Here is a 13,187-nt window from a genome sequence, read left to right on the forward strand (position 1 = left end):
GAACTACGCAGTTGTGTGAACGTTTTCAACCGACTGGTCGTTTTGGCGGGCGCTTTGCGGGTTGGCGGTGCAGCATCAAACTGAAATCACCACCTTGGGCGCCGGGGCGGTCCCAGGGGAGGTCGGTCCGGAGGGATTGGGGATGCGAGAAACGGTCATTACGACGAGCCCGCGCGGATTGCGCGAGGATGTACTGCCGTATCGGTTGTATCAAAAGGCAAAACGGCTGGGCATTTGGAATCCGGTGGATATCGACTTTTCTCAAGACGTCAAGGACTGGGAGGAATCGACTCCGGATGCCAGGCGGAGAATCCTGCGTCTCGTGTCCATGTTTCAGGCAGGCGAGGAAGCCGTCACACTCGACCTCTTGCCGCTCATCATGACGGTTGCCAAGGAAGGGCGCATCGAAGAGGAGATGTTTCTGACCACCTTCCTGTTTGAGGAAGCGAAACACACGGAGTTTTTCCGCCTGTTTCTGAACGCGGTCGGCGCGGATGGAGACCTGTCGCACTTCCATGCTGAGCCTTACCGGAAGGTCTTCTATGAAATTTTGCCGAGCGCCATGAACCGCCTGGTGCACGATACGTCGCCGGAGGCCATCGCAGACGCTTCGGTTGTTTACAACATGTTTGTCGAAGGTGTGCTGGCGGAGACCGGATACTATTCGTTCTACCAAAGCTTGGCGAAGGTGGGGACCTTCCCGGGGCTGTTGAAAGGCATCGACTACCTCAAGCGCGACGAGTCGAGGCACATCGCCTACGGCACATTCCTCCTGCAGCGGCTCATCTGTGAAAAACCGTCCCTGTACGACCACATCCAGACCAAACTCGCAGAACTGGCGCCGCTCGCGATGCAGATTAACGAGAGCGGTTTGTCTGATGCGGACCGAAGCGAACCCGGCTACGTGGAGCCTTCGGACATCATGGCCTTCACCGCCAAGCAGTTGTCCCTGCGTCTCGAAAAACTGGCGCGTGCGAAGGAAAAGACCATCGAAGAGCTCTACAAGACCTCGGAAGAAGCGCTCGGGGTCATCTAATCGCCGCCCGCCCCCGGACGCCGCCCACGGGTACACAAACAGCCCCGGTGAGCGCCGATGTTCCGCTGCTCCGGGGCTGTTCCCTTGGCCGGCGTTTACGCCAGCGACCCCATCGGGTCCCAGGGCTTCAGCTGAATCGGCGGCTGCTGCAAGGCTTCGGCCAGTGTATCCGGCAGGTGCTTTTTGTCGATCACGATTTGGTACATGAACGCTTCGAACCACGCGTCGCTCATCACAAAAAAGCCGTCGTTTCCGGCGTCCTTGCCCCAGCTGTTCTCCACTTTCCAACGGGTTGGCTGGCCATCCACCACATTCACGCCGGTGAGCACCATCGCGTGCGTCATCTGGCTTTCCCCATAGTCCAGACGGTCCGCCTTGGACATCTCGAAGCTGGTGTCGAGGGCGCCCTCGTAGTCAAACACGGCCGTGTCCAGGATGCCTTGCGTGCGTTCACTCATCTGTCCAACGTCGCACCCAAACCAAACCGGTTCGCCTTCCAGCACTTGAGCGAGTGCCAGTTGTTTGAAGGTTTCAATGTCCACGTTCAAATACAGGACATCCCGTCCGCCTTCCACATTGCCCAGGTATTGGACGGTGTACGTCCTGCCAAACGGTTTGTCGGCCGTCGGCGCGTTGATGATGCTGACATAATTGTGGAGGTCGATGGTTGCGTACTTGGCGAGAAACGCTTGCGGCGTGAGGCCGGCATCGCGGTGAAACAGGTCGTCCTTGTCGCGGTATTCGAAGTCAAAAACGGTGGGCGGTTGTCCGAGGAAATACGCGAGCAGGCGGTAGATCTCGCCGATGTGTTCGTCTTTGAACGCCCGCAGCCCGGCCGTATCGGCCCCGGCGCGGTGGCGGCGGCGAATTTCGGCAGCGGCGCTGCGAAGTTTTTGACTCAGCAGTTTGTTCATTTGTGCGGATTTCCCGCTGTGGAATGTTTCCGGCATCACATACTGCGGGACGACGCCGTATTTGTCCACCAGGTTGACAAACATATCCCACTGCCCGCCGTCTTGCAGCGGCGCTTGCAGCAGCCACTGGACGATGCGGCTGTCCGTGGGTTCCTCCAGCGTATCGAGGATGCGTTCCAGAAAATAATTCGCTTTCTCGAGTTTATCCCAGAACATGAGGTAGCATTGAGATAATTCGAAGGGCTTCATGTGATTGGCCTTGGCGATGTCTGCGCGCAGCGCATTTAACCCTGCGAACAACCAGCATCGGCCGCTTTGTTTCTGGTTCGTGACGGGCCCCGTTTCGATCTCGTTCGAAAAGGTGAATTGCATCTGCACAAGCGCCGCCCGATTGGTCGCGACCCCTTGAATTCCGCTGGTGGCGACTGCATTCATCCGGACCTGGTTGAGCGGCGAAGCCTGGAACTGTGCTGCGTACGAAGCGACCTGCTCCGCGCTCAGGGTACCCTCTGCTTGCAGCGTCTTTGATGGAATGGACATCCAACCTCGCTCCTTTCGACTTCATCGTTATTATAACGCCGGGGGGTTTGTACCGGCTGCGAACGGCGCGCACCATTTACGACACGATTCGACAAAGACTTGCAATTTGTCGAAAAATGATTCAAGCTGGTAGGAGAGAAACAAATCATACGAGCGAGTGTAAACGGCAAACCAGTGGAAACGCTGGGACGCAAAGCCACGGGTCTACGGACAGCAGTCTATGACAGCCGGGTTGCCACGACGTTTTCACATGGCAGCCTGTTGCGTTTGCATGGGTTGCCTTTTATTTTGCTGGCCTGGACAGGTTGGTGGAAGCGTCCCCTACACATTCAGAAGCGAACTGGCGCAGAGAATTGGACAGGGGAAACGCGGTATGCAAAGTTTTCAGCTTGTTATGGCTTGGAGGTCACTCCGAGGGCGATTGAATCACCGCCACGACAAAAAGACCGCCGCAGTCGGTCAAAGTGAGGCAAGCGAGGCCGCACTTCTGCCGGGGGGACAACGGACCGCGGTGAAGACGGAAGAGATGGACGACATCGACACCGCGGACATCGCCATGTCTTCGGGTGCTGCGGTGCATGGGACGGTCACCATCCGCAACAACGAGGTATTCGTGACCAACCCGGAAGGGCCCGGGTCCTTTGCGACGCTCGTGGTTCCGCGCGACACCAGGCTTCGGGTGTACGTGGACGACGAAGAGCGGGTCGGGCGCATCCTGGTTCACGCTGGTCAGACCATCCGCGTGGAACTCGAACAGGTCGATCCGGCCGCGGACCTCGTGTTCCGCGTGTCGGAGGACCGGGTCACCGTATCCGCGCGCCTCGAGGTTTCGCCAGGGCATCGCTGCTTTCTGCAGGATGTGCAGGACGTGCGTCATGCCCTGCTCGAGGTGGGAGAAACCGAGACGTGGCCTGAACTGCCTCGGCCCGCGGATGTCCTGACCCTGCTCGAACGACAACGGTTTGTGGGGACCGTGGACACCGTCGCGATCGAGCAGTTGTGCCAGTCCAGGCAGGGTGGGGAAGCCACTGTATTGCGGGGGATTCCGGTCCTGCTCGGCAAGCCGCCGACGTACGTGCCAGTACCCTTGCCTGCAGTGTATGATCCGCTCGGCAGGCGAATGCGCGTCGATACCGTGTCCGTCGGCACGACCATCGCGACCATCGAGCCAGGGGAACCGTCGACGCCCGGCGTCGATGTCTACGGGCGGGTGATTTCGCCGCCGACGCCGCGTCCTGCAACCCGCATTGGAGAGGGCGTGAAGGAGCTGGCCGGACGTCTGGTCGCCGTGCGCGACGGACGGCCTGTTTTTACGTCTGACTACATTGACGTGCTGCCGGAACTGTTGATTCCGCGCGACGTGACGGCCAAAGATGGACACATCGAGTTTGACGGCGACGTGTTTATCACCGGCTCCGTGCTGGACGGTTGTTTCATCAAGGCCACTGGCTCAATCCGAATCAATGGTGCCGTCCTGCAATCGCGCATCATGGGCGAACAGGGCGTGTTTGTGGGCGGCAGCGTCATCGGGTCGCAGGTGATTGCCGGCCAGTCCAAGTTCATCTATCAAAAATGGCTTCCCTTGTTTCGGCGGATTCGCAAAGACGTGGATCAATTTCGCCAGGAGTACCTTCAACTGCTGGTACACGTTGGCTTGTCGGACCACGCTGAAGCGGGCACCGAGACGATGCGGCGCCGGCTCGCGGACGTGCTGCTGGAGCGGCGGCATCACGATTTGGCTGAGAACCTTCACATCGTGTGCGAGGATGTGGACGGCATCGCGTCCTTTGACGACCGTTACAAGGCGTTGGTGTCGCTGCTCAAGCGCAAGTGGACGGGCATTTCACGGACGCGCCTGCTGCCTGAAGATGTGGAGCAGCTGCGCCGGATGGTGGGCGACGTGCTGGAACATATGGAGGCGTCGTCGACCAGTGACGCCCACCACATTCGCGCAGGCGGTGTCACCTCCAGTTCTGTCCGGGCATCGGGGAACATTTCCGTGATGCAGCACGGGGTGTACGTCAGCACGCTGGAGTCGGGCAGTCACATTGTCGTCAAGGGCTCGGTTCGCGGCGGCTTTCTCACGGCCCAGAACGCGGTGCGCGTGGATGAACTGGGGACGCCGCTGGGCACAGAAAGCAGCGTCCAGGTGAAAAACGTTCGCGGCGTCATCGGGATCGGCGTTCGACATCCCAACACGCTGCTTCAGGTCGGGCGCAGTCGTCACCGCAACGCGCAGACCCAGCACAATGTGGTGTACCGCGGATGAACGAGGTGCCGTAAACAAAGGCACTCGCCGCCGGCGAATTTCCGGTTGGCGAGTGCCTCCAACGCGAGACGCAAAGCTCAGCTGGGCAAACCTACATGTTCAAGCTTGGCGCACCGTCAGTGCATGTTGTAGGAACGGGGTTCAAAGTGGTTGGAATCGTTGGGGTTGATTTGCTGGGTCTGATTCAGCGCCCCCGCTCCCCTGGCATGGTTGGCATTGGACGCATTTCCATCCATTGAACTCATGGTCGCCTGCTGCAGGTTGTTCATGGCGTTCATGGGCGCATACCCGGTTTGCGGTGTCGGCGTGGTTTGATAAGAGTGAATCAGGGTGTTGGTGGTCTTCTGCAAGAGCGTGGGCACCTGGTAATAGCCCTTCTGGTTCATGTACATCCAGGTGTCGTAGGCCGCGCGATCGCAGAGCAGGGCGCCGTTGACCAGGTAGCTGCGCAGGTCGGGATCGGCACACTCCATGGCAAAGGTCATCCAGCCGATGGCGCCGTGTTTGTGCAGGTTGAGCACGGTGGTACAGATGCTGCGTTCGGACAGGCTGTTACCGGACATGCTTGGCGCGGGCATGCTGGGTTGGCGCAATCCGAGTTTCGGTTCACCGTTCTGAGACATCGCATGTTGACCGGACATCATGCCGGGGGCGGACATCATACCGCCGGACATCCGCCCTTGGCCCTGCAGCAGGTTCACGCCTTGTGTGTAGTGGTTTGCTGCGGTCCGGGCCTGATCGGCGAGCATCGTGCGGAGCTGGCGGTCTTGAACCTGTTCACTCAGGTACGACAGCATTTCTGCATTGGCAGCTTTGGTCATCAGCGCCTCGTGCATGACCAGCAGTTCATGGGCACCGAATTCGGGTGAAGTTGAAGCGTTCACATGCATACCTCCAAGTGAAGAGTTGGAATTTCATAAATATGGTTCCCAGGTCGATGGGGGACATGCATGCCGCTTGACACCAATCCTCGGCTACTGACGGAGCATGGCGCCGCCGCAGGAACAGCCGCGCCGGAAAAGCACGCGCCATGCCGCAGTCGTGAAGGCTGCGGCAGCTTCGCTACCCCCGTTCGTCAACGGAAATCTTTGGTGCCGTGACCGATCGCGAGACACGGATGTAGTCCAGGACGTACCCATGCTGGCCGGATCGACTGGACAACACTACGTAGTTCCCGGGCTGCGTGAAGCGGACATTCGTGCCGAGGCGGCCGCTTGCGGTTTGGGTGAGGCTGGCGTCGCTGCCGGGGACGATGGATGCGCCCAAAGCCTGATGCTGGGTGTTTTGGGCGACGACGCGCACGCGCCAGCCGACCGGAAGCTGAATCCGCTGCGCGCGGTAGTTCATGGTTGGCGTGTGGTGTCCGCTCGGTTCGACATCGTTTTTCAGAATGTTGACGGTGACGGTTTTGGTCGACCGGTTCACAGTGGCCGATTGAACTATGCCGGGCTTCTCGTTCGCCAAACCGACGGCACCGGCCGAGGACGACTGATTCACCTGCGTACAACCAGCCACAAAGCACAGCACGGCCACAGATGCAAACCATGGTAAAATCGGAGGGGTACCATACGGGTGTTTCGCCACTGCAGATCACTCCATCGTCAGATTGCGGTTGTGAGCTTCGATTTGCCCAATCCCGCCCGGACATCGATTACTGTGCTAACATTCGCAATGCGGTGGAGAAATATGCCTGATGAGATGCCTGATGAGATGCCGGGATCGATCGCTGACTGGCTGGCAAGATGTTTGGATGGCTGGCTCGGAAAGCGCACGTCTGATTCCAACCCGCAGCGTCGTTACCAATGCCGTGATCTGAATGGCATGAATCGCACGTCATGATATGGATGGACTGACTTTGAAGGCATGAATCGAAGGGAGAATCGACGTGAATCAAACGGACGTGGATTTCGAGCGGATTCAACATTTGCAGGACGGAGCCTATTGGCGGCATATCCACATGTACATCATTGAAGTTTCGGAGGAACGGGCGGTTGTCCGGATGGACATCGAGCCAGAAGTCCTGCAGATTTACGGCAACGTGCACGGCGGCGTCTTAGCGTCGCTGATTGACTCATCCATGTCGGTCATGCTGCACACGACGTTGGAGGGAACCGAGCAGCCGGTCACCAGCCAGATGAACGTGTATTATTTGCAGGCGGCTCGGGGGGAACGGGCGTATCTCGACGCAGTGGCCACGCTGATCAAGCGCGGCGGTCGCCTTGCCGTGTGCCGGGCCGACGTGTACGACGACGAGGGCACACTTGTCGCCTATGGAACGGGAGAGTTTTATATCCGGCGCCCGCCGCGGAGCGAAGGAACCGGCGACGGGGCGACGGCGAAGAGTGGGGCGGCAGGGACGGGGCCGACAGGGACGGGGCCGACAGGGACGGGGACGACAGGGACGGGGACGACAGGGACGGGGACGACAGGGACGGGGACGACAGGGACGGGCGAATAAGGCGGGAAAGGTGCCTTCGTGGGTGGCCTGGGCTCGGACGGCCCGCTTGTATACAAACCAGCCTCCCCGCTAGGGAACGAAACACGCCCTGTCTCGGCGACGAGGAGGGGAGCGGCCGGCTGATAGGGCACGAAAGGTGCCCTATCGGGTGCATGTCGAGTCCGATAGGGAAGGAAAGGTACCTTCGTGGGTGGCCCGGCCCTAGATCAGTCTCCCCGATAGGGAGTGAAACACGCCCTGTCTCGGTGGCGAGGAGGGGAGCGGCCGGCTGATAGGGCACGAAAGGTGCCCTATCGGGTGCATGTCGAATCCGATAGGGAAGGAAAGGTACCTTCGTGGGTGGCCTGGCCCTAGACCAGCCTCCTCGCTAGGGAGTGAAACACGCCCTACCTCAGTGGCGAGGAGGGGAGCGGCCGGCTGATAGGGCACGAAAGGTGCCCTATCGGGTGCATGTCACCCGCGATAGGGCAGAAAAGGTGCCCTCGTGGGTGGCCCGGCCCCCAATCGACCCGGCCCCCAATCGACCCGGCCCCCAATCGACCCGGCCCCCAACTGGCCCGGCCCCCAAAATCAGCCCCCCGGCCCCAATCGACCCCAAACCCCGTGTCAGGCGTGGATCTTCTCGCGGCCATGCAGCGGCTGCGCGTTGCGCTGTGCGCGGGCAGCCAACAGCTCGGCGACAATGGAGATCGCGACTTCATCAATCGTTTCGGCGCCGATATCCAATCCGACTGGCGCGTGAATTGGGCCGTCCTCCATCGCGGCTCCGAGGTTGCTCAGCATCTCCTGGGTGCGCGACAGCGGCCCCAGGACGCCGATCCACTTCGGCTGTGCAGACAGCGCCAAGCGCAGTGCGTGTTCATCCCGCAGCTGCAGGTGGTTCATGATGACCCACCAACTATGGGTGAGTTCGGCCGGGTCGGCGTGTTCCGGTTCCACCACGAGGTGTTCTGCGCCGGGGAAGCGATTGTCTCCGTTGAACTCCGCGCGGGGGTCGAGCACCGTAACGCGGAAACCGGCTTTGGCCGCCAAGGCGGCGACGGGTACCGCATCATGGCCCGCACCGCAGACGATGAGCCGCTCATTAGGCCGCATCGTATCCACGTAAAACCGGTGTCCGTCGATCTCGACCACTTCAGCGCGGGTGCGACTGCCAATGCCCGCCGTCAACCGTTCGATCACGGCTGCCGGCAGCGTCTCCACCTCACCCGCAATTGGGCGCTCGTCCTCAAACAGCACCCGCCGGCCTGTCGGCAGCTCCAGCGCCACAGAAACGGCCTGTTCGCGCTGAACCGCGGCGCGGACCGCTGACCAGAACGGGTCATCCGGGTGGACGGGGAAAATGGCAACCTCCATCGTTCCCTTGCATCCAATCCCCAGCGACCACAGTTCGTTTTCGCTCAAGTCGTAGTGAACGAGCCTTGGCTGATCCTCTTCCATCGCTTGAACCGCCCACCCGTATAAGTCAGACTCCAGACACCCGCCGGACAGGGTCCCCAGCATCTTCCCTTGTTCAGACATCATCATTTTCGCGCCCGGCAGACGATAGGCTGAGCCCTTGACCCAGGTGATGGTGAGCAGGGCCGTTCGCTCGCCCTCGTGCCACGAGGATTCCATCTTGCTGAACAGTTGCCGGATCTCGTCAATGCGAGACATCTTCCTCATCTCCTCGACAGGCTTCCATGGTGCAATGAAACCCCTAACAATGCCTTTCCTTCGTTCTCTACCAATATTATCAGATATGTCGATCGACTCGTGCAGTTGGACGCAATCTCTTGTTGAAGAATGCAAGACTTTATGAGATGCTTGGAATCAGATACAGGCGAACGGAACAACAAATTCACATAGACAAAATATGATTCGGAAGCGGTTTCTTCTCAGGGAACATCGAACAACGACGTGACTTCGACGCTTTTGGGGGAGGGCGTTCATCATGGATCGTCTGGAAACATTGATCGAAAGATCCATGGAATGGACACGCGTGAGTCGGGGGAATGAGCTGCCAGCACTCATTTCGCCGCTGCTGCAGGAATTGTTCGGAGTCGATGGCGGCTTTTATCTGTTTATGCATCAACTTTCAGATTCGCCCGGTGTGCTTGTCCACGGCCCGTTTGGCGTGAATGAAAACCACGGCGATATTCTGCAGACGGAAGTGGCGCGTGGCAAGTGGTTTTCGCGGCTTCCCCATGTCGTTCCCCTGGAGCGCTGGCTGCCTGCCCGCGAGTTTCCGCCGGAGTGGGCAAGCTTTTCGCGCAGAATCGGTGTGTCGTACGTCGGCGTGTGGCCGATTCAGCTGCGGGAGCGAGTGGCCGGTGCGGTGATTTTGGCGAAGCGGGACAAGCCAGCCGATGTCGTTCTCGAGAGCCGGCTCATACGCCTGTTCGTCATGCAGGTATCGCTCGTGCTGGGGTTGATCATCGATCGACGGGAGGCAGAAATCACAAGTTCCATCGACCCTTTGACGAATTTGTCCAATCGCCGGGGCTTCATGGAGCGCTGGTTCACGTGGCACCAAAACCACCGCACCTCCCGGTCGACCATTGCCATTGGCATCCTCGACGTCGACGGTTTCAAACAAATCAACGACCAGCGGGGTCACTGGATTGGTGACCAAGTGTTGCAGACGATTGGACGGGACCTCAAAGCTGTTGTCGGCCTGGACGGACTGTGCGCGCGGTGGGGCGGAGACGAGTTTGTGTTCTGCCTTGCTCAGCCGAAGGACCCGGACGTGTTGACGCAGGAGTTGTCCAGGCGTCTGTGCGAAGGGCTGCCGACGGTTTCGTTTGGGATCGCGATTCTCGACCGCGACGGCACTGATTTTGATGGTTGTCTGGTGAAAGCCGACCAACGGATGTACGAAGCCAAGTCAGCCAAGGCCGCCAGGCTCGGGGAAGAGGAGAACGCGGTGCCCCTCGACCCCGGCGCAGCCGTGATGGCCGCCGATCACAAAGTGCGCCGCACAAGGCGCGACCTGCGGCAGTAGTCCGTCAGCAGTCCATGGCAGCAGCACACCGCACACCGGAGTCGTACGGAAGTCGCAAACGGGCGCAAGCGTCCCGCTACATCCCGATGTAGCGGGCGTACAGGCTCCGGGCCTGCGCAGCGTCCTCAATCCCGTGCAGCAGCGCGCGTCCATCTGCGAACAGCGTGATTTGAAAGGCGCCGAAGTCGCACCGAAGCAAGGACGACGAATGGGTCACCGTGCCGAGCGATGCGAGACGTTGTGCCATGCGGTCGAGCGGGACCTGCAGCGGCGTCTCGGGCCGCACCTGGATGGTCTGCCGGCCGCACAGCGATACGGTCATGCCGTCCGAGCGGGCACGCAGTGCACGAAACTCGCGCTGACCGCAGCACGGACAATCCGCTTGCGGCTCGCCGAGCTGCATGGACACGAACTCGTTGCGCCAGACATCCACATGGGTCATGCTTTGACTCAGCGCATTGATATTCCCGGAGAGATACTTCAGCGTCTCCGCCGTCTGGAGGGACGCGATGATGGAAACGACAGGGGCGATGACCCCCACGGTGTCACAGGTATCGTGGCCGCCGCCAGGTTCCGACCCAAACAGGCACACGAGACAAGGCGTTTGCCCGGGCTGCAGAAACGCGGTGGTGCCGTAGGAACTGACGGCGCCGCCGTAAGCCCACGGGATGTCGTGCTTGACCGCCACATCATTGATGAGGTGCCGGACTTGCAGGTTATCTGTGCCATCGAGAATGGCATCGACGTCGGACAACAACCGCTCGGCGTTGCGCCAAGTGACGTCTTCCATCGCGATGTCGATGTCCACATCGTGGTTTGCCTGGCGCAGTTTGTCGGCCGCGGCTTCGGCCTTCGCGCGGCCTGCCAGCGCGTCTGCCTCGTCGTATAACGACTGCCGCTGGAGGTTGGAAGGTTCGACGATGTCTCGATCGATGAGCCGCACAAACCCCACGCCCGCGCGTACCATCTGCGTGGCGAGGACGGTGCCGAGGGCGCCCAGCCCGACGATGGCGATGCGCGACTGGCGTAAGCGTTGCTGTCCGTCAGGTCCGATCGGACGAAACAGGATTTGGCGGGAGTAGCGGTCAGTCAGGGCATCGGGATGCGGCATGCGGGGCCCCCCTTTTTTGTACGTTTGTTCTCATCATACAACAACGACACAAGCGGCAGGCACGGGGATGAAAATCGGTGTCAAAACGTATTATCATGTGGGTAGAACGGCATTACACGACATCTCATTTGGGAGGGACGATGGAATGGCCAACAAGAAAGTGCTGATTGTCACAGGAGATGCGGTCGAGGCGCTCGAGATCTACTATCCCTACTATCGACTGTTGGAGGAAAACGTGGAGGCGGTCATCGCGGCGCCCAGCGAGAAAACCCTGCACACGGTCGTACACGACTTTACCGATTGGGACACCTACACGGAGAAGCCAGGCTACTTGATTCAAGCGCACACCTCGTTCGACAAAGTCAATCCTGCAGACTATGACGGGCTCATCATTCCGGGAGGCCGTGCGCCGGAGTACATTCGCCTGAATCCAGCGCTCGGTCCGATCGTCCGCCACTTCTTCGTCGAGAACAAACCAGTTGGCGCCATTTGCCACGCGGCGCAAGTCCTTGAGATTGTCCGAGATGTCCTGCAGGGCCGTTCGATGACGGCCTACGTCGCCTGCCGGCCGACTGTGGAGTCGATTGGCTGCACCTACGTGACGGACACGCTGCACGTCGACGGCAACCTGGTTTCTGGACACGCGTGGCCGGATTTGCCGGGCTTCATGCGCGAGTTCCTGAAGCTGTTGAATCGGTAAGCGAACCTTACCCGGGAGATCACCAGTGAACCTCCAGGGACCATTACAGCGAGCATGAAAAAGCCGGCCTTCACCGCAATGCTGCGGGAGGGCCGGTTTTCACATCACGGTGGTCAGAACCGGCTGCGCCGCGCGGGACGGGTTCACTTGCAGGTTCATGGCCTCCATCACGTTCGAGAACAACTGCATGGTGGTGACGGGCCCCACGCCGCCAGGTGTTGGAGACAGGGCCGCCACATGGCCCATCACGTGTGGTGAGACGTCGCCGATTACGCCGTGATCGGCAGTTTCGTTGATGCCCGCATCGACGATGACGAGGTTTGGATGGACCATGTCCGGGGTAATCAGCCCAGCCTTGCCCACTGCGACAAAGGCGAAATCCGCAGCCGCAAGGTGCGGTCTCAAGTCCGGCGTGCCTGCATGGCACACGGTCACCGTCGCGTTTTCGCGAATCAGCTGGTGAAACAGGGGCATCCCAACGGTCTTGCCAAAGCCGATCAGGGCGGCGTGCTTGCCCGACAGCGTGTGGCCGTAGTGCTTGACCAAACGGATGCACGCGGTCGGCGTGGCCGGGTACAGTCCGCGTGCCCCGGTCAGGTTGGCCATTCGGTTCGCCGCCACCAGCCCATCGACATCTTTCTCCGGCGCGATGGACTCCACCACGCGCTCGGTCGACATGTGGCCGGGCAGGGGCAGCTCCAGCATGATGGCGTGGACGTCCGCGTCTCGATTGAAGTCCTCAATGGTCCGAATCAGTGTTTGCTCTGAGGTATCCGCGGGCAGCCGGACGAGTTCAAACGAAATGCCCAGCTTTGCGGCCGCGCGCTGCTTGGCGCGGGCGTAGCAGGCCGAGGCGGCATCGCCTTCGACCAGGATGGCCGCCACACTGGGCTGGTGTCCGAGCGCCTGCCAGTGTGCAATGTCATCAAGGAGGGCCCGCCGCATTTGGGCCGCCAACGGTTGGCCCGACAACAACTGTGTCATGAAGGTCGCTCCTTTCCGCAAATCATTTCCGCACATAAATAGAGTCCGCCCAGGAATCCCGTAGAGGATGCCCAGGCGGACGGCAAAGGAAAACGGTCGCACTCCCTCGTGGTTCGTTCCACTTTTCCGCCAGTCGTGCGATCGGTATGTGTTCAATTGACAATCGTCATTGTACAGGGAACGTCACGCAGA

11 protein-coding genes and 2 riboswitches are annotated in these 13,187 nt (G+C 60.2%); of the genes, 5 read left to right on the forward strand and 6 right to left on the reverse strand.

The features are described 5' to 3' along the window. The first annotated feature begins 142 nt into the window (after positions 1-142). A complete protein-coding gene (locus JI721_RS11120; RefSeq protein WP_274454953.1) occupies positions 143-1,036 on the forward strand; it encodes a R2-like ligand-binding oxidase in 894 nt (297 codons plus the stop codon). Positions 1,037-1,131: 95 nt separating this feature from the next. Here the strand turns inward: JI721_RS11120 and JI721_RS11125 are convergent, their stop codons facing one another. Beyond that, complete coding sequence (locus JI721_RS11125) at positions 1,132-2,490, reverse strand: C1 family peptidase (RefSeq protein WP_407654022.1); 1,359 nt, start codon at positions 2,488-2,490, stop codon at positions 1,132-1,134. Positions 2,491-2,645: 155 nt separating this feature from the next. Beyond that, positions 2,646-2,730: riboswitch (cyclic di-GMP riboswitch) on the forward strand. A 271-nt stretch (positions 2,731-3,001) separates the two neighbouring features. Here JI721_RS11125 and JI721_RS11130 point away from each other — a divergent pair. Further along, a complete protein-coding gene (locus tag JI721_RS11130) occupies positions 3,002-4,759 on the forward strand; it encodes a FapA family protein (protein ID WP_274454954.1) in 1,758 nt (585 codons plus the stop codon). A gap of 116 nt (positions 4,760-4,875) precedes the next feature. Here JI721_RS11130 and JI721_RS11135 read toward each other — a convergent pair whose 3' ends face one another. Further along, complete coding sequence (locus JI721_RS11135; protein ID WP_274454955.1) at positions 4,876-5,643, reverse strand: spore coat protein; 768 nt, start codon at positions 5,641-5,643, stop codon at positions 4,876-4,878. A 178-nt stretch (positions 5,644-5,821) separates the two neighbouring features. Beyond that, the gene (locus JI721_RS11140) at positions 5,822-6,343 is read right to left on the reverse strand and encodes a hypothetical protein (protein ID WP_274454956.1); all 522 of its coding nucleotides are present in this window, start codon (positions 6,341-6,343) and stop codon (positions 5,822-5,824) included. 301 nt (positions 6,344-6,644) lie between these two features. Between JI721_RS11140 and JI721_RS11145 the strand changes: the two genes are divergently transcribed. Next, the gene (locus tag JI721_RS11145; protein ID WP_274454957.1) at positions 6,645-7,217 is read left to right on the forward strand and encodes a PaaI family thioesterase; all 573 of its coding nucleotides are present in this window, start codon (positions 6,645-6,647) and stop codon (positions 7,215-7,217) included. Between the two features lie 606 nt (positions 7,218-7,823). Here the strand turns inward: JI721_RS11145 and JI721_RS11150 are convergent. After that, positions 7,824-8,873, reverse strand: coding sequence for an XdhC family protein (locus JI721_RS11150; RefSeq protein WP_274454958.1), 1,050 nt, complete (start codon positions 8,871-8,873; stop codon positions 7,824-7,826). 325 nt (positions 8,874-9,198) lie between these two features. Here JI721_RS11150 and JI721_RS11155 point away from each other — a divergent pair, with 325 nt between their 5' ends. Continuing rightward, positions 9,199-10,200 (forward strand): diguanylate cyclase domain-containing protein, encoded by a 1,002-nt coding sequence (locus tag JI721_RS11155; protein ID WP_274454959.1) that lies wholly within the window; start codon positions 9,199-9,201, stop codon positions 10,198-10,200. Positions 10,201-10,276: 76 nt separating this feature from the next. Here JI721_RS11155 and JI721_RS11160 read toward each other — a convergent pair whose 3' ends face one another. After that, positions 10,277-11,311 (reverse strand): ThiF family adenylyltransferase, encoded by a 1,035-nt coding sequence (locus JI721_RS11160; protein ID WP_274454960.1) that lies wholly within the window; start codon positions 11,309-11,311, stop codon positions 10,277-10,279. 145 nt (positions 11,312-11,456) lie between these two features. Between JI721_RS11160 and JI721_RS11165 the strand changes: the two genes are divergently transcribed. Then, a complete protein-coding gene (locus JI721_RS11165; RefSeq protein WP_274454961.1) occupies positions 11,457-12,011 on the forward strand; it encodes a DJ-1/PfpI family protein in 555 nt (184 codons plus the stop codon). A 99-nt stretch (positions 12,012-12,110) separates the two neighbouring features. Here JI721_RS11165 and JI721_RS11170 read toward each other — a convergent pair whose 3' ends face one another. Beyond that, positions 12,111-12,995 carry a bifunctional 5,10-methylenetetrahydrofolate dehydrogenase/5,10-methenyltetrahydrofolate cyclohydrolase gene (locus JI721_RS11170; protein ID WP_274454962.1) on the reverse strand — a complete coding sequence of 295 codons (885 nt, stop codon included), beginning with the start codon at positions 12,993-12,995 and terminating at the stop codon, positions 12,111-12,113. A 62-nt stretch (positions 12,996-13,057) separates the two neighbouring features. Continuing rightward, positions 13,058-13,142, reverse strand: a riboswitch (ZMP/ZTP riboswitch). Positions 13,143-13,187 lie beyond the last annotated feature (45 nt).

The sequence above is a fragment of the Alicyclobacillus cycloheptanicus genome (assembly GCF_028751525.1).
Classification (GTDB): domain Bacteria; phylum Bacillota; class Bacilli; order Alicyclobacillales; family Alicyclobacillaceae; genus Alicyclobacillus_L; species Alicyclobacillus_L cycloheptanicus.